Here is an 18,840-nt window from a genome sequence, read left to right on the forward strand (position 1 = left end):
CAATGCCGCGAACGCGTCAGACCCCGATCTCAGCCTATTCGCCGGTGGGAAGCTGATCTGCGTCGACGTTGCCACTGCGCACGATCCGGATCGGAACGCCTTTGTATGACGGCGTGAAGCTGAGGGGGTCCCGGGCATAGAGCGGGACCAGCGGATTGGTCTCCGGATAGTATGCGGCACAGCAGCCGGTCGGGAACGAATAGGCCACGGCGCGGAAGTTGCGCACGATCCGCTCGGCCCCATCGGTCGATGCGGTGATCAGGTCGACGCGATCGCCGTCGGCTAGTCCTCGCTTCTTCAGCTCATACTCGTTCAGGAAGACCACGTCGCGCTGGCCGAACACTCCGCGGTAACGATCCGACATCGAATAGAGCGTGGTGTTGTACTGATCATGGCTGCGTATGGTGGTGAGCCAAAGGAAATCGGGATCGCTCTGCGGCGGGTCTTCGCCGCACCCCGGGAAGACCAGGAAGTTCGCCTTGCCCGACGGCGTCGCCCATATCCGCTCGCGCGCCGTCGAGGTAAGGTGAAAACCGCCGGGGACACGGATGCGGGTATTATAGCCCTGGAAGATCGGGAACACCGCCTCGATCGCATCGCGGATCCGGTCGTAGTCGGCAACGAAGCCGTCCCAGTCGACCACCGTGCGCTCGCCCAGCGTCGCCTTGGCGACGCCGGCGATGATCGCGACCTCGCTGCGCAGATGCTCCGACGCAGGCTTGTTGCGGCCGCCGGATGCATGCACCATCGACATCGAGTCCTCCACCGTGATCGACTGCGGTCCCGATGCCTGGACGTCGATCTCGGTGCGTCCGAGGCATGGCAGGATCAACGCGGCGCGGCCATGGATCAGGTGGCTGCGGTTGAGCTTGGTCGAGACATGGACGGTGAGATCGAGCTTGCCAAGGGCCGCCTGGGTCGCCTGCCAGTCCGGAATGGCCGCGGCGAAATTGCCGCCCATCGCGAAGAAGGCTTTCACCTCGCCGCGGATCATGGCCTCCAGCGCGGTCACGACGTTGTGTCCCGGCGCGGACGGCGGTTTGAAGCCGAAGCGTTGCTCCACGCGCTCGAGGAAGTCGGCCTTGGGAACCTCGGTGATCCCCACGGTGCGATCGCCCTGCACGTTGGAATGACCGCGAACCGGGCAGACGCCGGCGCCTTCGCGCCCGACATTGCCGCGCAACAGCGCGAGATTGGCGATCTGCTGCACGTTGTGCGCGCCGCGCCAGTGCTGGGTGATGCCCATGCCGTAGACGATGATGGCACGCTCCGCCTTCATGTACGCGCGAGCCGCATACTCCATATCCTCGCGCGCCAGGCCGGACTGACGTTCGACGTCGGGCCATTGTGTGCGCTTAAGGTCGTCGATCAGCGCTTCAACGCCGACGGTGTGACCGCGAATGAAATCCCAGTCCAGGATCTCCGGCCGCTCGGCAGCGCGGGCGGCCTCGTCGGCTTCGACCAGGATCTTCATGATCCCCTTGAGGACGGCGACATCGCCGCCGACCCGCACCTGGAAGAGTTTCGAGCTGATGGTCGTCGACGTCAGCGTGATCATCTCGACCGGGCTCTGCGGCGCCTGGAATCGCTCCAGCGCTCGTTCGCGGAACGGGTTGAACGACATGATCGACGCACCGCGGCGCGCCGCATTGCGCAGGCTGGTCATCATCCGCGGGCTGTTGGTGCCCGGATTCTGGCCGAAGATGAAGATGCAATCGGCCTTGTCGAAATCCTCCAGCAGCACGGTGCCCTTGCCGACCCCGAGCGATTGCGGCAGGCCAACGCTGGTCGCCTCATGGCACATGTTCGAGCAGTCGGGGAAGTTGTTGGTGCCGTATTCGCGCACGAAGAGCTGATAGAGGAAGGCTGCCTCGTTCGAGGTCCGTCCCGAGGTGTAGAACTCCGCCATGTTCGGATCCGGCAGCGCCTTTAGCTCACGTCCGATCATGTCGAACGCATCGCTCCATTCCACCGGAAGGTACCGGTCTGATGCGGCATCGTAGGCCATTGGATGCGCGAGCCGCCCGACCATTTCGAGATCATAGTCGCTCCAGCTTGCGAGCTCGGTGACGGTATGCTCGGCGAAGAATTCGGGAGTGCAGCGCTTTGAGGTTGCCTCCCAGGCGATTGCCTTGCCGCCGTTCTCGCAGAACTCGAACGAGGAGGTGTGTTTCGGATCGGGCCATGCGCAGCCGGGACAATCAAAGCCCTGCGGCTGATTCATCCTGCTCAGCGTCGCCGCGCCCTTCAGCGGCACGCGCTGCACCAGAAGCGCCTCGCTGAGCGCCTTGAGTGCGCCCCAGCCGCCGGCGGGTTCACGGTAGGGACGAACCGATTTCGTACTCATCTCGATATCTCTCGATCTTGCGCTTGTCCGGGCCAGTTAAGGATGGTGCGGGCAAAACCGTCTTTTCAAAACGAAGCCGATTTTCTCAATTGCACACGTTCGAATCCGGACGGTCGGCCGCAGCGCCAGTGCATTCCGGCAAAAAGAGCGCCGTTCCCGGAAGCTGAAACGACAACTGGAAGCTAGGGTTGGCGGTTGGAGCCCCAGCGCCACAGAGGGCTTCCGACAATCTTCAGGAGCGACCCAACATGTTTTCACGACGTGACTTGCTGGCCATGTCCGCGGCAGGTGCCGCCATGGTCGGCTCCAGCGCGCAAGCCGCAACCTTCGGCAATCCGGACGAGCCGCCGCAAGGCGCCGTAAACGCCAGGAGCCCGGGAAGCCTGACCGATCCCGGTCCGCAGAATCCCGCACTGGCCAAGCAATTCCCCTCCGCGCAAACCCCGCCGGCGACCGACGTCGGCGGGCTGCCGATGGATTGGACCTCATTCAACAATGCACCGAAGCGCATCCAGAATGGCGGCTGGGCCCGTCAGGTCACCGTCGAGGACTTCGCCATCTCCAAGGAGATCTCCGGCGTCAACATGCGGCTGTCCGCCGGCGGCATCCGCGAGCTGCACTGGCATCAGGCCGCCGAATGGGCAATCATGACTTATGGCACCTGCCGCATCACGGTGCTCGACACCCAGGGACGCCCCTATGTCGCCGACCTCAAAGCCGGCGATCTCTGGTATTTTCCGCCGGGCGCGCCGCATTCGCTGCAGGGATTGGGTCCCGACGGCTGCGAATTCGTGATCTGCTTCGATGACGGCCACGCCAATGAGTTCAACACGCTGCTGGTGACGGATTGGCTCGCCCATACCCCGCCCGAGGTGCTGGCCAAGAATTTCGGCGTCCCGGCCGAGGCCTTCGCGAAGATCCCGCTGCACAATCTCTGGATCTTCCAGGGGACGTTGCCCGGCGATCTCGCCGCCGATCGCGCTGCAGTCGCCAGGCACGCCGAAGCGCCGCCCTACCCCTTCGTCCACCCGCTCGGCAGCTCGACCCCGGTCAAGGAGAGCTCCGCCGGAAGCATTCGCGTTGCCGACAGCAGCAACTTCAAGGTGGCCACCACGATCGCCGCGGCCCTGGTGACGATGCCGCCGGGAGCGGTCCGGGAAATGCACTGGCACCCGAACGCCGACGAATGGCAGTACTACATCAAGGGCAAGGCGCGGATGACGGTGTTCGACACCGGTCCGAACGCGTTGACGACGGATTTCTCGGCGGGCGACATCGGCTATGTCAGGCGGAATCTCGGCCATTATGTGGAAAATGTCGGCGACACCGACCTGCAGTTCGTCGGCGTGTTCCGCGCGCCGCGCTACGAGGAGGTCTCGCTCTCCAACTGGCTGACACACACGCCGCCCAAGCTCGTTGCCCAGCACTTCAACATCGACGAGAAGCTGATCGCCCAATGGCCGGACAACAGTCCGGGCGTCATGCCCAAGTCCTGAATGACGCCGCTCAACGACAGCCCTCAACGAAAAGGCGCCGGAAACGGCGCCTTTCTTTTCATTCGCGGTTCGAGCCTGTAGCCGTCAGTAGTGATCCGCCGCCGCAGCCGTCTTGCCGCGAAAAACGCGATAACCCACCGCGACATAGAGCAGCATCAGCGGAAACACGAACAGGCCCGCACCCCAGAACATGAAGGCGAGACTCGCATGAGGCGCGGCCGCCTCCTCGATCGTGACGACGAACGGGATCATGTAGGGCCAGAACGACAAGGCAAGCGTGCCGAAGGCCGACGCAAAGATCAGTGCGACCATGTGGAAAGGCCAGTAATCGTCTTGGCGGAGGATACTCGTGGCGAGCATTGCGGCGGCACCGGCGCCGATGAGGGGAAACACGAACAGATAGGGTCGCTCGATCCATCGACGCAGGATTGGCAGATGCTCGACAAGCGCATGCGTGAAGACGACGACGAGGAAGGCCAGCACAGCGACTGCGAGCAATGGGATCTGACGCCGTGTCGCGTCACGGATCGGGCCCTCGCACTTCCTCACCAGCCAGCAGGCCCCGAGCAGCGCGTAGCCGAAGCACAGGCCGATCCCGCACAAGACCGAAAAGCCGGTCAGCCAGCCGAATGTTCCGCCGACATATTCGCCGTTCGAAAATTGCAGTCCTTCGACGAGCGCTCCGACCATCGCGCCCTGCATGAAGCTTGCGGCGAACGATCCCACGGTGAAGCTGACGTCCCAGATCCGACGCGAGCGCGAGGCCTTGCCGCGAAATTCGAACGCGACACCGCGCAGGATCAATCCCAGCAGCATGACCACGACCGGGATGTAGAAGGCCGGCATCAGCATGGCATAGACTGCAGGGAACGCACCCCACATGATCACGCCGGCGACGACCAGCCAGGTCTCGTTGCCATCCCAGACCGGAGCGATCGTGCGCAGCATCTCCTCGCGCCTCGCCTCGCCATCGGCGAGGCCGAACAGCATGCCGACGCCGAGGTCGAACCCGTCCAGCAGAAGATAGATCAGAATGCTGATGGCAAGCAGCGCAACCCAGAACATCACCATGTCTATTCTCCCGCTTCGAGATAGCTATGCGAGGCCGGCACCTGATCGGCGAGCGACATCGGCCGATTGAGGACGGGAACGTGCAAGGGCTTGCCACCGAGTCCCGCCGGGCCGGCGCGCAGCAGCCGGTAGATGTAGTAAGTCCCGAACGAGAAGATGAACGCATAGACCGCAACAAATAGGATCAGTGAAGCCGTCGCGGCGGCCGCGGTCAGAGACGGCGTCACGGCGTCGGCGGTGCGCAGCACGCCGTAGACGGTCCACGGCTGGCGGCCGACCTCTGCGGTGTACCAGCCCGTGAGGATGGCGATCCAGGGCAATGGAAAGCTGAGGAAGATGCCCCAGAGCAGCAGGCGCCTGCGCGCGAGCCGATGCTTGAGCCCGAGCCAGGTCCCGAGCCAGGCCAGCCCCAGCATCACGAAGCCGCAGCCGACCATGATGCGGAAGGCGAAGAACGGGATCGCCACCGGCGGCCGGTCCTGCGGCGCGAAGCTGGTCAGGCCTACCTCCTTCGAGTTCAGGCTCATGCTTGCGATGATGCTGCCGAGCACCGGAATCGAGACGGCGTATCTGTTCGACTCAGTGCTCGAATCCGGGATCGCGATCAGCACCTCGGAGGCTGGCTGCTCGTCATGCCAGCGCGCCTCGATCGCGGCGAACTTGGCCGGCTGATAGTCGTGGACATAGTCGCCGACGAGATGTCCGATGAAGAGCTGGGCCGGAAGCAGCACCGCCGCGAGCGCAAGGCCCATGCGCAGCATCACATGCGCTTCGACCCGATAGGTCCGCCGCAGCAGATACCACGCGCCGGTCGCCGCCACGCAGAACGCGCCGGTGAGATAGGAGGCGAGCAGCATGTGCGGAAACCTAACCCAGACCACACGATTGAAGATGATCTGCGCCCAATCGTCAGGCACGAACTGGCCGTTCTGCAGGACATAGCCGGTCGGCACCTGCATCCAGCTGTTGTTGACCATGATCCAGAACGCCGACAGCGTGGTTCCGAGCGCGACCATCGCTGTCGAGAACAGGTAGAACCAGGGTGGCACGCGAGGCCGTCCGAAGATAAGAATCCCAATGAAGCCCGCCTCCAGCATGAAGGCGGTGAAGGTCTCGTAGGACAGCAGCGGCCCCTGGATCGGACCCGACATCTTCGAGAGCACGCTCCAGTTCGTTCCGAACTGGAACGCCATCACCACGCCCGATACGACGCCCATGCCGAAGGCGACGCCGAATATCTTGAGCCAGAACTCGAACAGGGTCCGGTAGACGGGCCTGCCACTGTACTGGTGCATCGCTTCGAGCACGGTGAGCCAGGCGGCAAGCCCGATCGTGAATGCCGGGAAGATGATGTGGAACGAGATGGTGAAGGCGAATTGCAGCCGCGAGAGGAGAAGCGCCGTCGGGTCCATGGGCAAGCCCCCTCTCTTCTCACGCTCGCTTCGAGAGCGCCGGCGCGCGTGCGGCCGGCTGCGGGATGTTGTCGACCTTGAGGACCTCCGCCGTCGCAGCGCGGATCTGGCGGCAGAAATCCGCGTCCTCGATCAGCGACACGCCATAGGACGGGATGATCTGCTTGAGCTTCGGCAGCCAGGCACTCGCCGTCAGCTCGCCGGCAAAGCATTTCTCCAGCACGCTGATGGCGATGAATGCCGCGGTGGAGGCGCCCGGCGAGGCGCCGAGAAGGGCGACCAGCGAATGATCTTCCGCGCCGACCAGCTCAGTCCCGAACTCGAGCAGGCCGCCCCGCTTGACGTCGGGCCTGATGATCTGGACGCGCTGGCCCGCGACCTGCAGCCTCCAGTCCTTCGGATCGGCCTTCGGGAAATATTCGTCGAGTGCCGCCAGCCGGTGGCTCTCGGACTGCAGCACCTGCCCGACCAGATATTCGGTAAGATCGAAATTGTCGCGCGCCACCGAAAGCAGCGGCTTGACATTCGCGGGACGGATCGACTCGAAGAGGTCGAGCAGCGAGCCGTGCTTGAGGAACTTGCTCGAGAAGCCGGCATAGGGACCGAACAGCAACGAGCGCTGGCCACCGATCACGCGCGTGTCGAGATGCGGCACCGACATCGGCGGTGAGCCGACCGCGGCCTTGCCGTAAACCTTGGCATGGTGACGCCGGTTGATCTCCGGGTCGTCGCAGCGCAGCCAAATCCCGCTGACCGGGAAACCGCCATAGCCGCGCCCTTCCGGAATCCCGGACTTCTCGAGCAACGGCAAGGCACCGCCGCCGGCGCCGATGAAGGCGAACTTCGCGCGAACAGACCGCGTCTCGCCGCTGTCGGTGTCGCGCACCTCGATGCGCCAGTGACCGTTCTGCTCGCGAACGAGATCGGTGACGCAGCTCTTGTAGTGCACGGCGCAGCCCGGCTGGCTGACGAGATGATGGACCAGTAGATGAGTCAGTGAACCGTAATCGACGTCGGTTCCCGTGACGATACGCGTGGCCGCCACGGGATCGCCGCCGGCACGGCCCTCCATCACCAGCGGCGCCCACTCGGCGATCTTGGCCGGATCCTCGCTGTATTCCATGCCCTCATAGCAATGATGGGCGGCCATCGCCTTGAACCGCTTCCTGAGGAAGGCGACGTTGTCGCCACCGTACACGAAGCTCATATGCGGCACGGGATGAATGAAGGATCTGGGATCGGCGATCGCGCCGCGCCCTACCAGATAGGACCAGAACTGCCGAGACAGGTCGAACTCGACATTGACCTGGAGCGCCTTCGAGATATCGACGCTGCCGTCGGGCCGTTCCGGCGTGTAGTTCATCTCGCAATTGGCCGCATGCCCGGTGCCGGCATTGTTCCATGCGTCCGAGCTTTCGAGCGCGCAATCCTCGAGGACCTCGAGCATCTGGATCGTGAGCGAGGGCTCCAACTCCTTGAGAAGAACACCGAGGGTTGCGCTCATGATGCCTGCGCCAATGAGAACGACGTCGGATTCGGAAGTTCCTTGCATGGCAGTTCTCTTCGTTTGGTTGGTGGGCGATGTTGTGCTCTCAATGGGCTCGGTCAGGCCCGCGCCGGCTGACGCGCCTTGGCGCGGAACGGCACGTCGGCTCCCGGCCGCAGCACCACGTAGGCGCGGCGCCAGGACGAATCGTCCGTCAGCTTCCAGCTGTGACCCGAGCCCGCGGTGTCTTCCGCCAGCAGGACGTTGCCGGGATGAATGAGGAAGTGGTGGCCGTCACGCGTCTGGAAATCGAGCGTTCCACTCAACGTGATCACGAGCTGGCGCACCGGCGCGGTGTGCCAGGAGAAGGCGCCGCCCGACTCGGTCTCCTGGAAGGAGACGCTGACGGCATCGATCTTGCCGGTGAGAAAGTCGCCGCGCTGGCCGGCCTCCAGCTCGATGACACCTTCCTCGAAATGCGAGTTGTTGTCCTGTCCGGTCCATAGGCGTACACAACGGATCATCGTTGTCTCCTTTCAGCCAGTCTTGTTTCAAAGGGCCTTGGCGCCGATCGTGAGCGGCACCTTGATCTCGGCGACATAGGGTCTCACCATCTTGGCGGGATCGACGATGCGGTCGAACTCCGGCTCGGTCACGAAGCCGAGCTTCAACGCCGCCGATCTCAGCGTGAGATCGTTGTCCATCGCGTAGTGCGCGATCCGCGACGCCTTGTCGTAGCCGATCACCGGCGCCAACGCGGTCACCAGCATCAGCGACCTCTCCACATATTCCTGGATCTTCTTGTGGTTCGGCTCGGCGCCTTCGACCAGGAAGGTGCGGAAGTTCGTGCAGCCATCCGCGAGTATCGTGATGGACTGCGCGATGTTGTGAATGATCAGCGGCTTGTAGACGTTCATCTCGAGATAGCCGCCGGCGCCGCCGAAGCCGACGGCGACGTCATTCGCCATCACCTGCACGGCGATCATCGTCAGCGCCTCCGCCTGCGTCGGGTTGACCTTGCCCGGCATGATCGACGAGCCGGGCTCGTTCTCGGGAATCAGCAATTCGGCAAAGCCCGCGCGCGGTCCGCAGGACATCAGGCGGATGTCGTTCGCGATCTTGTAGAGCGAGCCGGCAAGCGTGCGCAGCGTGCCGGACAGCTGCACCAAGGCATCGTGCGCGCCCTGCACGGCGAATTTGTTGGGGGCACTGACGAACGGCAGGTCGGTCAACCGCGCGATCTCGGCCGCGACGGCCTCCGCGAAACCCGGCGCCGCATTGATCCCGGTGCCGACGGCCGTGCCGCCGAGCGCGAGCCGGAAGACGCCCTTGAGCGCATCGTCGATGCGCGTCAGATCGTCGGCGAGCATGCCTGCGTAACCCGACCACTCCTGCCCGAGCGTCAGCGGGGTGGCATCCTGCATGTGGGTGCGGCCGATCTTGACGATGCCGTTCCACTGGCTCGATTTTGCCGCGATCGCGTCATGCAGGGCCTCGACAGCAGGAACGAGGCGTTCCGTCACGTTCAGCGCGGCCGCGATATACATGGCCGAGGGGAAGCTGTCGTTCGACGATTGCGACATGTTGACGTGGTCGTTCGGATGAACCGGCAGCTTGCTGCCGAGCGCGGTGCCTGCAAGCTCGCAGCACCGGTTCGAGATCACCTCGTTTACGTTCATGTTGAATTGCGTTCCGCTGCCGGTCATCCAGACGTGAAGCGGAAACATGTCGTGGTGCTGGCCGGCCAGGATCTCGTCGCAGACCTGGACGATCAGCTTGTGGCGCTCGCCGTCGAGACGACCGCCAGCGTAGTTCGTGATTGCCGCGGCCTTTTTCAGGATTGCATAGGACTGGATCATCTCACGCGGCATGAGGTCCTTGCCAATGCTGAAATGTTCGAGCGAACGTTGCGTCTGCGCGCCCCAGAGCTTGTCCGCGGGAACGGACACTTCACCGAGGCTGTCTGTCTCTTTGCGGAGGTCGTTCATCCTTGCCTCTCATGGCAGTTCATGTCGAAGCGCCCATCCCGGCACTTGCTGAAGATGATACGCCGCGCACGGCGAGACCACTTCCACGATCGAACGTCGCTTTGCCGAATGGCATGGTGTGACAGCGCACGCGAAGAGAGACCTCTCAGTCCGGACCGCGACAGATCCGGTTCCGCCAACACACCAGTAGCGCGCATGCCGATGAGGCGATCGGCACCGCAAGACTGCCCGCGCCCAGCAGCGTCGTCGCATAGCCGCCGATTGCCGCGCCGCAGAGGAACATGAGGCAGAGCACGAGCATGGCCGCGGCGCCACGCAAGGCGTCGCGATCGGATGTCGACACGAACTCATCGATGGCGCGCAGCATGTTGCCGGTCACGGTGACGGAGAGATAGCTCCAGCGCTCGACGCGCCTGAAGCTGGCCGACTGCAGTGCGATACCAAAGGAGATTCCGAAGATGACGATCGGATCAGGGATCCAATGCAGCAACAACATTGTTGCCGCGAGGCAGACGACATGCGCAACGAGACAACGCAGCGGCGCCTGGATGCGGATCGCCACCCAGGCGCCGAGAAGAAAGCCCGCGATCGGCAGCAGATGGTGCGCCACTTGCTGCCATCGCCCGGACAGGGCGTCGATGCCAAGGAAAACGACATTGCCGGTCTGCGAGCTCGCGAACACACCACCGAGCGAGAGCCAGGTGAAGGCACGAGAAAGCCGCCCGAAAAGGTTAGCAGAGCGGCAACGAGGAGCGATCGTTCCGGAGCATGAGCGACTGCGCGCAGCTCGGCCACGGGATCCGGAGATGCGGCTTGCATCGCCATGCTGATTGACCCAAAAATCAGCCCTCCGCGCGCGGAGCAGCCTCGTCGGGCAGCAGAACGCGTCGCGGGTGTGTGAACACGCCGTACCCGTCATCGCGGGCAATCGCCAGAAGCGTGATGCCCGCTTCCTTCGCAGTCTGGATGGCGAGCGCGGTCGGAGCGGATACGGCCACGACGACCGGCGCGCCCATCATCGCCGCCTTCTGCACCATCTCGACCGAGACGCGGCTCGTCAGGAGCACGGCGCCTTCGCAGGCCGAACCGCCGTCGCGGAGGATCGCACCGGCGAGCTTGTCGAGAGCATTGTGCCGGCCGACGTCTTCCCTGACCGGACCGATGCCGGTGCGAGGAGTCCAGAAGGCCGCCGCATGAACGGATCGTGTGTGCTGATTCAATGTCTGGAGCGGAGACAGCGCCTGCATCGCGTTCAGAAGATCCCGTGCGTGAAAGACGATGCTACGATCTTTCACCCGCGAGGGGGCGCGGCGCGCCTGTTCGAGGCTTTCGATGCCGCATAGCCCACACCCAACCGGACCGCTGATGGCGCGGCGGCGGGCGGCCAGGAACGCCGCGCGGTCGCCATCGAGCCAGATCCGCACCTCGACGCCGAGTTCGTTCGGGATCAGATCGATGCTCCTGATCTCGCTTCTTCGTCCGACGATGGCTTCGGTGAGGCTGAAGCCGATACCGAAATCCTCGAGATCAGCGGGCGTTCCCATCATCACCGCATGGGTCGAGCCATTATAGGTGAGCGCAATCGCCGTCTCCTCGGCAATCAGCCGCGAGGTCGACCGCGTCTGACCGCCGCGCCAGGCAATCTCCGAGTGTCGCGTGAAAGTCGAACCCGTCATCATCGCTCACACCGTCGATAGATCCGTCATGGCTCGCTCCTTGCGCTTACGAATTAGGGCCGCTCCGCCCGGTCTCGTACAGGAACCAGATCCGCCGCTCCGTCTCGTCGATCCAGTTCTCCAGCAGGCTTGCGGTGGCGACATCGCCATATTCGTCGCAGAGCTCGTGGACCCGGCGCATTTCCCGTGTCAGCTGCTGATTGTCGCTGCGCAGCTCGGCCAGCATGTCCTGCGGATCGACATAATCCGCGTCGTTGTCGAGAATGCGCTGCTCGCGGACGATGTGGCCGATCGAGCGCAGCGTGGTGCCGCCGATCTTGCGCGCGCGTTCGGCGATGTCGTCGGTCATGGCGAAGATCTGTTCGGCCTGCTCGTCGAGCAGGAGATGGTAGTCGCGGAAGTGACTGCCCGATACATGCCAATGGAAGTTCTTCGTCTTCAGGTACAGCGCGAAAACGTCGGCCAGCAATGCTCGGAGCGCGGCCGGAACGTCCCGGTTCGCATTGGCTCCCAGATCGGTCGGGCTTTGCAGGTCTGCTTTGGTCATGGTCGATATCCTTGCTGGAGGTAGGAAATTTCTAGCCAGACGGCGGGCAACCGGTCTTTCCGTCCCGAATGATCGTTTCCGGATTGCACGCCTACCGGCACGGTGGCTCATTCGGCCTTCGTCCGTTCCCGCTGCGGCAGGGGCGAAATCGTCGCGAACACGCCATCGCGACGGACCAAGGCGTGGAACAAAGCTGCCGCCAGATGCAGCAGCACGAGGGCGAAGAACGCGAGGCCCAGAGAGACATGGACATTCCAAAGCAGCGTATGCACGCGGTCGCTCTGCGGCAGCAACGCCGGAACTTGAATCCCGCCATACAGGACGACCGGATAGGAGGCGGCCCAGAGCATGCCGAGACCAAGCAACGGCATGACGATCATGAGGCCATACAGCAGCAGATGCGACAATCGCGCTCCCAGCTTCATCGCCGGCGGAAGGTCGGCCGGTAGTGGCGGCGCGCCCAAATGAAGCCGCAGTGCCAGCCTGACCAGGACGAGTACGAGAAGCGCAACGCCGAGCGTCTTGTGGATCAGGACGAGCGGCAGGTATTTCGGCGCCACGGTGGACACCATGCCGACACCGATGAAGAGCATGGCGATGATGCAGAGCGCCATCAGCCAGTGCAGCAGCCGCTGGATCGGGGCGAAACGATGCGGGACACTGGTCATGGCTTGGCAACCTCGGTTCTCGGATAGTCGCGGGCTTCGGCCGCGCGCAGATCGTAGGATTTGCGGTAGACCGAGGAGCGTGCCGCCGGGAAGGGATCGTCCGACACCCGGATCCCCTGCGGCAACACGGTCGGATCAAAGTTGATGTCGCGGCAGGGCCCATCCCGCTCGGGTTCAATTCGCTGCACGACGAGCGTTCCGACCTGCACCTTGCGCCGGTTCTCCGGCCAGGCTCTGCTGGGATCAGCGGTCGGATCGCCCGGATCGGCCACAGTGATGACCATGGTCCATCGTTGCGGCGCGGACTGCACCCGATCCGTGATTTCCTGCTCAAGGAAATCCGGACCGCGCTTTTGCAGCTCCGCCTGCGCGATGGAAGTTGGCTCTGCGGTGGGCACCAGCGACCACCGCACGGCACGCTCTTCGTCCTTCGCATTGGTGAGGACGAAACTGTTGAGACTGTTATACGGCTCCTCCGCGTAGCTTCCGGTCCAGGGCGCGGCCTTGGACCAGGCCGCGAAAGCGGCGAACTCCGGATTTGCGCGGATGAACGTCTTCATCGCCTCCGGATCCTTCTTGCCAGCCGCAACCAGCAGGTCATGAAACGCCTCAGGCGTGGACACCGCGAAGAACGGCGGGTTGATCATCGCCATTCGCCACTCCTCTCCGTCCGCCGCCGATATCTGGAGCCCCATGCCGCGCACGCGCACAGTCGCGTCCACCGCATTCGGATCGGCCGTGCCGAGATTGAAGCGACCCAGGACCGGATAGCGGCCCTGCACGAACACCTTGGCGCGGGACAGCTCGACACCATTCCCGTTCGCTTCGAACGCGCCGCTGAAGCAGATTCCCTTGGCATGATTGCGCCGGTGTCCGAGCGGCGGGCCGCTCGGAGGCGTCAACGCTGCAATCATGCGATCCGGCGTGAGACGCCCCGGCGCGAGCCACCCCGCCGTGTAGGCGAAGGCGGCAGCGCTGCCGCCAAGGACGGCGGCAATCAAAATGAGCCATCCAAGGCTCGAACGCTCCAATCTACCCGGCTGATTCATCAAGTCCCCTCGCAACGCGTCGGCCGCCTGCGCTCGGACGCGCGCAGCCCTCCGCTCAATGACACCCGGCGAACTTAGCGAGCCGCTGCTATGCCGATCTTCTCAAACGCCCCGTCAATTTCGCGAAGGCACGGCCGATGCTCCGACGTGAGAGACGCACACCCTCGCCATCACCTCGCGTGGTCGGGTCGTCGCGCGGTCGGGATCCTCTAGAGGTCCTTGACGGGCCGATCCGACAGCCGCAGATGACACCTGTGCGTCATCTTTGGAGGATACTGGCATGCCGGATGCATCGCGTGAGGCGAGCCGGATTGCATCCACGCACGGAATCGCCGATCCAATTGGACAGGCGCGCCATCCAGGGCCGTAATGGAGAGTTTCATGGTTGAAGACGCTCACCCGACAGTTCAGTCGCTCGATCCGCGCAGCAGGTGGGCCGAGCTGTCGCAGGCGGAACGCAGCGCCGCCTATGACAACAATGCGGCCGTCAAGAACAGCGCGGCTCTGATCGCCGAGCGCAACGAGGCTTCGGCGCGGATGCGGGGGACGCTGAAGTCCCATCTCGACCTGCCCTACGGCGAGCGGGCCAACAACAAGATCGATCTCTATCCGGCCGCGACGCTTGACGCGCCCTGCCTGGTGTTCCTGCATGGCGGCTATTGGCAGCGCAATTCGCGCCAGCTGTTCGCCACGCTGGTCGAAGGTGTCGCTGCGCATGGCTGGTCGGTTGCGATCCCCGGCTATTCGCTGGCGCCCGAGGTGTCGCTCACCGACATCGTCGCCGAGATCCCGCGCGCGCTCGACTGGCTCGCCGCGCATGGCGCGTCCTACGGCATCGCCGGGCCGATCGTGCTGTCGGGCTGGTCCGCCGGTGCCCACCTCGTTGCGATGGCGCTGGATCATCCGCGTGTCCACGCGGGGCTCGCGATATCAGGCGTCTATGATCTCGCGCCGATCCGCGATACCGGGCTCAACAACGCGCTGAAGCTGACGGATGCGGAAATCGCCGGGCTGTCGCCGCTGCGCCTGCCCGTGACGCCAAAGCGGCTCGACATCGCCTATGGCAGCAACGAGCTGCCGGCCCTCGTCTGCGATTCAATCAATCTCTACGACAAGCGCGCGGCCGCGCAGGCGCCCGGCAAGCTCATCTCGGTCGAAGGCGCCGACCATTTCACCATTCTCGAAGCGCTGCGGCGGCCAGACGGCATCCTGGTGGACGCCGTTCGGCGACTGCTGGACTAAAAACCGCGAAAACAACCCCATGCACAGTAGAGACGCCGTTGTTTTCAAAGGCAAATTCTTGAAGGCAGATCGACGCTGCCGCCGCTTTGACTCGTCGGGCAAAACAGGGGCATAGTGCCATCATCGCCCCGGCTGCCGCTCCTGCACTTCAATCCAGATTTGCTCGCCCGTGATCCGCACCGGATAAAGCCGCAGCGGCGGGCTCGGCCATCCCGCGGTGATTGCTCCATCGCGCAGATCAAACGATGCCGCGTGACGCGGGCAATGCAGCCGCCCCGCCTTCACCTGCCCCAAGCCGAGATCCGCCTGTTCGTGCGGGCACGCGCGATCGCAGGCGACGACATCGCCGTCGTTCCAGATCACGAGCATGTCGAGGCTCGCGACGTGTACGCGGACGATCATTTCCGCCTTCAGCCGGTCGAGCTCACAGACCGGAGTCCACCCGGCCGCATCATCCACCGAGATAGGCCTTGCGCACATGCTCGTTCGCGATCAGCTCGGTGCCGGCTCCCGACAGCACGATGCGGCCGTTCTCGAGCAGATAGGCGTGGTCGCACATCTCGAGCGCGGCGAAGGCGTTCTGCTCCACCAGCAGCACCGTGGTGCCGGCATCGCGAATGCCGCGGATGATCGCAAAGGTGCGCTCGACGATGTTGGGGGCGAGCCCGAGCGAGGGCTCGTCGAACAGGATCAGCCGCGGCCGCGACATCAGGGCGCGCCCGATCGCGAGCATCTGCTGCTCTCCGCCGGACAGCGTGCCCGCGGCCTGCCGGCGCCGCTCGGCGAGCCGCGGAAATTCCGCGTAGATGCGGTCGCGATCGGCCGCGATCTCACCCGAACCACGACGGAGGTAGGCCCCCATGTCGAGATTTTCCTCGACACTCATGTGCGGAAACACCCGCCGCCCTTCCGGGCAATGCGCGATGCCGCTCGCCAGCACGCGCGGCGGCCTCGCGCCGGTGATGTCAATGCCCTCGAACCGCATCTGCCCGGAGCGCGGCGGCACCAGGCCGGAAATCGCCCGCAGCGTCGTGCTTTTGCCGGCGCCGTTGGCGCCGATCAGGGCGACCAGCTGGCCGGCCTTCACGTCGAGCGAAATGCCGCGTAGCGCGGTGACGCCGCCATAGCCACAGACCATGTCACGGATCTCAAGCACGTCCCGCTCCATGTCCGAGATAGGCTTCGATCACCGCCGGATCGTTGCGGATCACATCGGGCGCGCCTTCCGCGATGATGCGGCCGTAGTTGAGCACCACGATGCGGTCCGACACCGTCATCACCATGGGCATGTCGTGTTCGACCAGGAGAATGGTGATGCCCCGGTCGCGGATGCTACGGATCAGCTCGACGAAACGATGCGTCTCCGAGGCATTCATGCCGGAGACGGGTTCGTCGAGCAGCAGCATCGAAGGCTCGGCCGCCAGCGCCAGCGCGACGCCGACCAGGCGCTGCTCGCCATAGGAGAGCGAGCCGGCTGCGTCGTGCGCACGGCGTTCGAGGCCGACCCATTCGAGCAGCTCGCTCGCCCGCTGCCGTAGCTTGCGCTCGGAGGCGCGCGCGCCCGGGAGACCTAGGATGGCATCGAGCAGGCGCACCCTGCCCTGACGGTGCAGGCCGATGAGGAGATTGTCGTACACGGTGTCGTTGGGGAACACGCTGGTGCGCTGGAAAGTGCGGATCAGGCCGAGATCGGCGATCTTGTGCGGCTTCAATCCGGTCAGCGTGGTGCCCTGATAGGTGACACGGCCCGCGCTCGGCGTCAGGAAGCCGGTCATGACGTTGAAGGCGGTCGTCTTGCCGGCGCCGTTCGGACCGATCAGGCTGACGATCTCGCCCTCGCCGACCGTAAAGCTCATGTCGGAGATCGCGACCAGTCCGCCGAAACGGACGGCGACCTGATCGATGGTCATGGCAATGCTGCGCGCCGTCATCACGCCGGCTCCTTGGCAGCAGTCTCGGCCAAAGTGACGGGCGACAGCGCCGCCGTCCCGCTCCGTCGCCGGGTCAACCGCTGTGCAAGCGAAGGCACGATGCCGCGCGGCAGCATGAACAGGATCGCGATCAGCACCCCGCCATAGGCGATCCATTGCGCTTCCGGCGCCATGACCGGCCGTAGCGCGACCGGCAGCAGCCCGAAGATCAGGCCGCCGACGACGGGCCCCGCCAGCGAGCCTTTGCCGCCGCTGATGACCATGATCACCATGGTGACGGTGTTGATGAAGGCGAACACTTCAGGGTCGATGATCCGGATGTAATGCGCATAGAGGCTGCCGGCCGCACCCGCGATCGCGGCCGAGATCACCGCCGCAATCGTCAGCGTCCTGGTGACGTCGATGCCGACGGAGACCGCCAACGTCTCGTTCTCCATCAACCCGCGCATGGAACGGCCGAAATGGGAGTGAACGAGACGCGCGATCAGGAGATAAGCCATGAGCGCCACGACCAGGACGAGATAGTAGTTGTGCATCTTGGTACGCAGCGTCAGCTCGCCGATGCCGGCCAAGGGCAGCGCGATTGAGGGAATGTTGGTCAGCGCCAGCGGGCCTTGCGTCAGCTCGACCCAGTTCAGCGCGACCAGCCGGACGACCTCGGCAAAGGAGATCGTCACGATGACGAAATAGGCGCCGCGGACGCGGAACGAGAGCAGACCCACGAAATAGCCGCACAATCCGGCGACCAGGATCGCGAGCACGAAGCCTATTATCGGCGGCCAGGGCGTGTGAACCAGCCGCAAACCTCCGGGCAGGCCGATATCGAAGCCGAGCGAGGTCAACGCGCTGACATAGGCGCCGATGCCGAAGAAGGCGATGTGGCCGAGGCTGAGCTGGCCGGTGAAGCCGAGCAGCAGGTTGAGGCTCATCGCGCCGATGACGAAGATGCCGGTCGTGATCAGCGCGTTGAGCAGATAGGGATCACGTAGCCAGAGCGGCACCGAGGCAAGCGCCGCGACGGCGAGGATGGTGATGATCGCCCTCATCCGACCCGCTCCGCGCGTGCGAACAAGCCGGTCGGACGGAAGATCAGGACGGCAATGATGATCAGAAAGCCCATGGCATCGCGGTAGCCTGATGAAACGTAGCCGGCGCCGAGCTCTTCGGCCAAGGCGAGGATGAAGCCGCCGATCACGGCGCCTGTGATGTTGCCGAGGCCGCCGAGGATGACGATGGCGAAGGCCTTAACGGCGGCGAGATCTCCCATCTGCGGGAAGATGACGTAGACCGGCCCGAGCAGCGCGCCCGCGGCGGCGGCAAGGCTCGAGCCGATCGCGAAGGTCGAGGTGTAGATCATGTCGACATTGACGCCCATCAGCGAGGCCGTGTCGTGATCCTGGAACGTCGCCCGCATCGCACGGCCGAGGCTGGTCTTGTTGATCAGGAGATACGTCACCAGGATCAACATGGCCGCCGCAGCGAGTACGAACAGCCGCAGCCAGGATACCGACACCGGCCCGAGCACCAGCGGCGCCTCAGGGAATGGCGTCGTCACCGATTTGGCGACGCCGCCCCAGATCCATAGCGTGCCCGACTGCATCGCGATCCAGGCGCCGATCAGGACAAGCATGGTGGTGTCGATATCGGAGCCGCGCAGCGGCCGCAGCAAGGTCAATTCGATCGCCGCTCCCAACAGCCATCCAGCCAGCACGGCCACGGGCAAAGCGAGAAAGAAGTTGAGCCCGAGCTGCTGCACCACGATGAACATGATGTAGGCGCCGAACGTGTAGAGCACCCCGTGCGTGAAGTTCACGACGTTCATGATGCCGAAGATCAAGGTCAGCCCGATGCCCAGCAGCGCATAGGTGCCGCCGAGCACGAGCATGTTGATCAGATGCTGGAGGAATTCGCTCAAGGCCGTTCCCGG

18 protein-coding genes are annotated in these 18,840 nt (G+C 64.3%); 2 read left to right on the plus strand and 16 right to left on the minus strand.

Annotation, left to right across the window (positions count from 1 at the left end; translation table 11 throughout):
- Window positions 1-34: 34 nt before the first annotated feature.
- Window positions 35-2,347 carry an FdhF/YdeP family oxidoreductase gene (locus ACVIIV_RS30250; RefSeq protein ID WP_456747432.1) on the minus strand — a complete coding sequence of 771 codons (2,313 nt, stop codon included), beginning with the start codon at window positions 2,345-2,347 and terminating at the stop codon, window positions 35-37.
- 248 nt (window positions 2,348-2,595) lie between these two features.
- Here ACVIIV_RS30250 and ACVIIV_RS30255 point away from each other — a divergent pair, with 248 nt between their 5' ends.
- Window positions 2,596-3,843 carry an oxalate decarboxylase family bicupin gene (locus ACVIIV_RS30255; protein WP_456747433.1) on the plus strand — a complete coding sequence of 416 codons (1,248 nt, stop codon included), beginning with the start codon at window positions 2,596-2,598 and terminating at the stop codon, window positions 3,841-3,843.
- An 84-nt stretch (window positions 3,844-3,927) separates the two neighbouring features.
- On the opposite strand, the gene cydB is transcribed toward ACVIIV_RS30255, so the two are convergent.
- The 10 genes from cydB to ACVIIV_RS30305 form a co-directional block, all read right to left on the minus strand.
- A complete protein-coding gene (gene cydB, locus ACVIIV_RS30260; protein WP_456747434.1) occupies window positions 3,928-4,914 on the minus strand; it encodes a cytochrome d ubiquinol oxidase subunit II in 987 nt (328 codons plus the stop codon).
- A 2-nt stretch (window positions 4,915-4,916) separates the two neighbouring features.
- Entirely contained in the window at window positions 4,917-6,326 is a 1,410-nt protein-coding gene (locus tag ACVIIV_RS30265) for a cytochrome ubiquinol oxidase subunit I (protein WP_456747435.1), read from the minus strand.
- A gap of 19 nt (window positions 6,327-6,345) precedes the next feature.
- On the minus strand, window positions 6,346-8,037 hold the full coding sequence (gene mqo / locus ACVIIV_RS30270) for a malate dehydrogenase (quinone) (RefSeq protein ID WP_456748862.1): 1,692 nt from the start codon (window positions 8,035-8,037) through the stop codon (window positions 6,346-6,348).
- Window positions 7,932-8,336 carry a hypothetical protein gene (locus ACVIIV_RS30275; protein ID WP_456747436.1) on the minus strand — a complete coding sequence of 135 codons (405 nt, stop codon included), beginning with the start codon at window positions 8,334-8,336 and terminating at the stop codon, window positions 7,932-7,934. Before ACVIIV_RS30275 ends, mqo begins: the two co-directional genes overlap by 106 nt.
- A 27-nt stretch (window positions 8,337-8,363) precedes the next feature.
- Window positions 8,364-9,800, minus strand: a complete 1,437-nt coding sequence (fumC, locus tag ACVIIV_RS30280) for a class II fumarate hydratase (protein ID WP_456747437.1) — start codon at window positions 9,798-9,800, stop codon at window positions 8,364-8,366.
- A 145-nt stretch (window positions 9,801-9,945) separates the two neighbouring features.
- Window positions 9,946-10,719, minus strand: a complete 774-nt coding sequence (locus ACVIIV_RS30285; protein WP_456747438.1) for a YoaK family protein — start codon at window positions 10,717-10,719, stop codon at window positions 9,946-9,948.
- Entirely contained in the window at window positions 10,643-11,479 is an 837-nt protein-coding gene (gene fdhD / locus ACVIIV_RS30290) for a formate dehydrogenase accessory sulfurtransferase FdhD (RefSeq protein WP_456747439.1), read from the minus strand. Before fdhD ends, ACVIIV_RS30285 begins: the two co-directional genes overlap by 77 nt.
- Before the next feature lie 43 nt (window positions 11,480-11,522).
- Window positions 11,523-12,023, minus strand: coding sequence for a Dps family protein (locus ACVIIV_RS30295; protein ID WP_456747440.1), 501 nt, complete (start codon window positions 12,021-12,023; stop codon window positions 11,523-11,525).
- 107 nt (window positions 12,024-12,130) lie between these two features.
- A complete protein-coding gene (locus ACVIIV_RS30300) occupies window positions 12,131-12,691 on the minus strand; it encodes a cytochrome b (protein ID WP_456747441.1) in 561 nt (186 codons plus the stop codon).
- Entirely contained in the window at window positions 12,688-13,740 is a 1,053-nt protein-coding gene (locus tag ACVIIV_RS30305; RefSeq protein WP_456747442.1) for a catalase family peroxidase, read from the minus strand. The genes ACVIIV_RS30300 and ACVIIV_RS30305 overlap by 4 nt, the downstream gene beginning before the upstream one ends.
- A gap of 381 nt (window positions 13,741-14,121) precedes the next feature.
- On the opposite strand from ACVIIV_RS30305, the gene ACVIIV_RS30310 reads away from it, so the two are divergent.
- Complete coding sequence (locus ACVIIV_RS30310) at window positions 14,122-14,982, plus strand: alpha/beta hydrolase (protein ID WP_456747443.1); 861 nt, start codon at window positions 14,122-14,124, stop codon at window positions 14,980-14,982.
- Between the two features lie 120 nt (window positions 14,983-15,102).
- Here the strand turns inward: ACVIIV_RS30310 and ACVIIV_RS30315 are convergent, their stop codons facing one another.
- From ACVIIV_RS30315 to ACVIIV_RS30335, 5 genes are read right to left on the minus strand one after another with little or no spacing between them, the layout of a single operon-like run.
- Complete coding sequence (locus ACVIIV_RS30315; RefSeq protein WP_456747444.1) at window positions 15,103-15,441, minus strand: Rieske (2Fe-2S) protein; 339 nt, start codon at window positions 15,439-15,441, stop codon at window positions 15,103-15,105.
- The gene (locus ACVIIV_RS30320) at window positions 15,434-16,138 is read right to left on the minus strand and encodes an ABC transporter ATP-binding protein (protein ID WP_456747445.1); all 705 of its coding nucleotides are present in this window, start codon (window positions 16,136-16,138) and stop codon (window positions 15,434-15,436) included. Before ACVIIV_RS30320 ends, ACVIIV_RS30315 begins: the two co-directional genes overlap by 8 nt.
- Window positions 16,131-16,913: an ABC transporter ATP-binding protein gene (locus ACVIIV_RS30325; protein WP_456747446.1), complete on the minus strand. Its 783-nt coding sequence runs from the start codon at window positions 16,911-16,913 to the stop codon at window positions 16,131-16,133. Before ACVIIV_RS30325 ends, ACVIIV_RS30320 begins: the two co-directional genes overlap by 8 nt.
- The gene (locus ACVIIV_RS30330; protein WP_456747447.1) at window positions 16,913-17,959 is read right to left on the minus strand and encodes a branched-chain amino acid ABC transporter permease; all 1,047 of its coding nucleotides are present in this window, start codon (window positions 17,957-17,959) and stop codon (window positions 16,913-16,915) included. The genes ACVIIV_RS30325 and ACVIIV_RS30330 overlap by 1 nt, the downstream gene beginning before the upstream one ends.
- On the minus strand, window positions 17,956-18,828 hold the full coding sequence (locus tag ACVIIV_RS30335; protein ID WP_456747448.1) for a branched-chain amino acid ABC transporter permease: 873 nt from the start codon (window positions 18,826-18,828) through the stop codon (window positions 17,956-17,958). The genes ACVIIV_RS30330 and ACVIIV_RS30335 overlap by 4 nt, the downstream gene beginning before the upstream one ends.
- Window positions 18,829-18,840 lie beyond the last annotated feature (12 nt).

Source organism: Bradyrhizobium sp. USDA 4354, assembly GCF_054060315.1.

Bases quoted from the DNA above. Each gene is read 5' to 3' on its own strand.
- ACVIIV_RS30250 (WP_456747432.1), bottom strand. From the start codon at position 2,347: ATGAGTACGAAATCGGTTCGTCCCTACCGTGAACCCGCCGGCGGCTGG.
- ACVIIV_RS30255 (WP_456747433.1), top strand. From the start codon at position 2,596: ATGTTTTCACGACGTGACTTGCTGGCCATGTCCGCGGCAGGTGCCGCC.
- cydB (WP_456747434.1), bottom strand. From the start codon at position 4,914: ATGGTGATGTTCTGGGTTGCGCTGCTTGCCATCAGCATTCTGATCTAT.
- ACVIIV_RS30265 (WP_456747435.1), bottom strand. From the start codon at position 6,326: ATGGACCCGACGGCGCTTCTCCTCTCGCGGCTGCAATTCGCCTTCACC.
- ACVIIV_RS30275 (WP_456747436.1), bottom strand. From the start codon at position 8,336: ATGATCCGTTGTGTACGCCTATGGACCGGACAGGACAACAACTCGCAT.
- fumC (WP_456747437.1), bottom strand. From the start codon at position 9,800: ATGAACGACCTCCGCAAAGAGACAGACAGCCTCGGTGAAGTGTCCGTT.
- ACVIIV_RS30285 (WP_456747438.1), bottom strand. From the start codon at position 10,719: ATGACGGGTACGGCGTGTTCACACACCCGCGACGCGTTCTGCTGCCCG.
- fdhD (WP_456747439.1), bottom strand. From the start codon at position 11,479: ATGATGACGGGTTCGACTTTCACGCGACACTCGGAGATTGCCTGGCGC.
- ACVIIV_RS30295 (WP_456747440.1), bottom strand. From the start codon at position 12,023: ATGACCAAAGCAGACCTGCAAAGCCCGACCGATCTGGGAGCCAATGCG.
- ACVIIV_RS30300 (WP_456747441.1), bottom strand. From the start codon at position 12,691: ATGACCAGTGTCCCGCATCGTTTCGCCCCGATCCAGCGGCTGCTGCAC.
- ACVIIV_RS30305 (WP_456747442.1), bottom strand. From the start codon at position 13,740: ATGAATCAGCCGGGTAGATTGGAGCGTTCGAGCCTTGGATGGCTCATT.
- ACVIIV_RS30310 (WP_456747443.1), top strand. From the start codon at position 14,122: ATGGTTGAAGACGCTCACCCGACAGTTCAGTCGCTCGATCCGCGCAGC.
- ACVIIV_RS30325 (WP_456747446.1), bottom strand. From the start codon at position 16,913: ATGACGGCGCGCAGCATTGCCATGACCATCGATCAGGTCGCCGTCCGT.
- ACVIIV_RS30330 (WP_456747447.1), bottom strand. From the start codon at position 17,959: ATGAGGGCGATCATCACCATCCTCGCCGTCGCGGCGCTTGCCTCGGTG.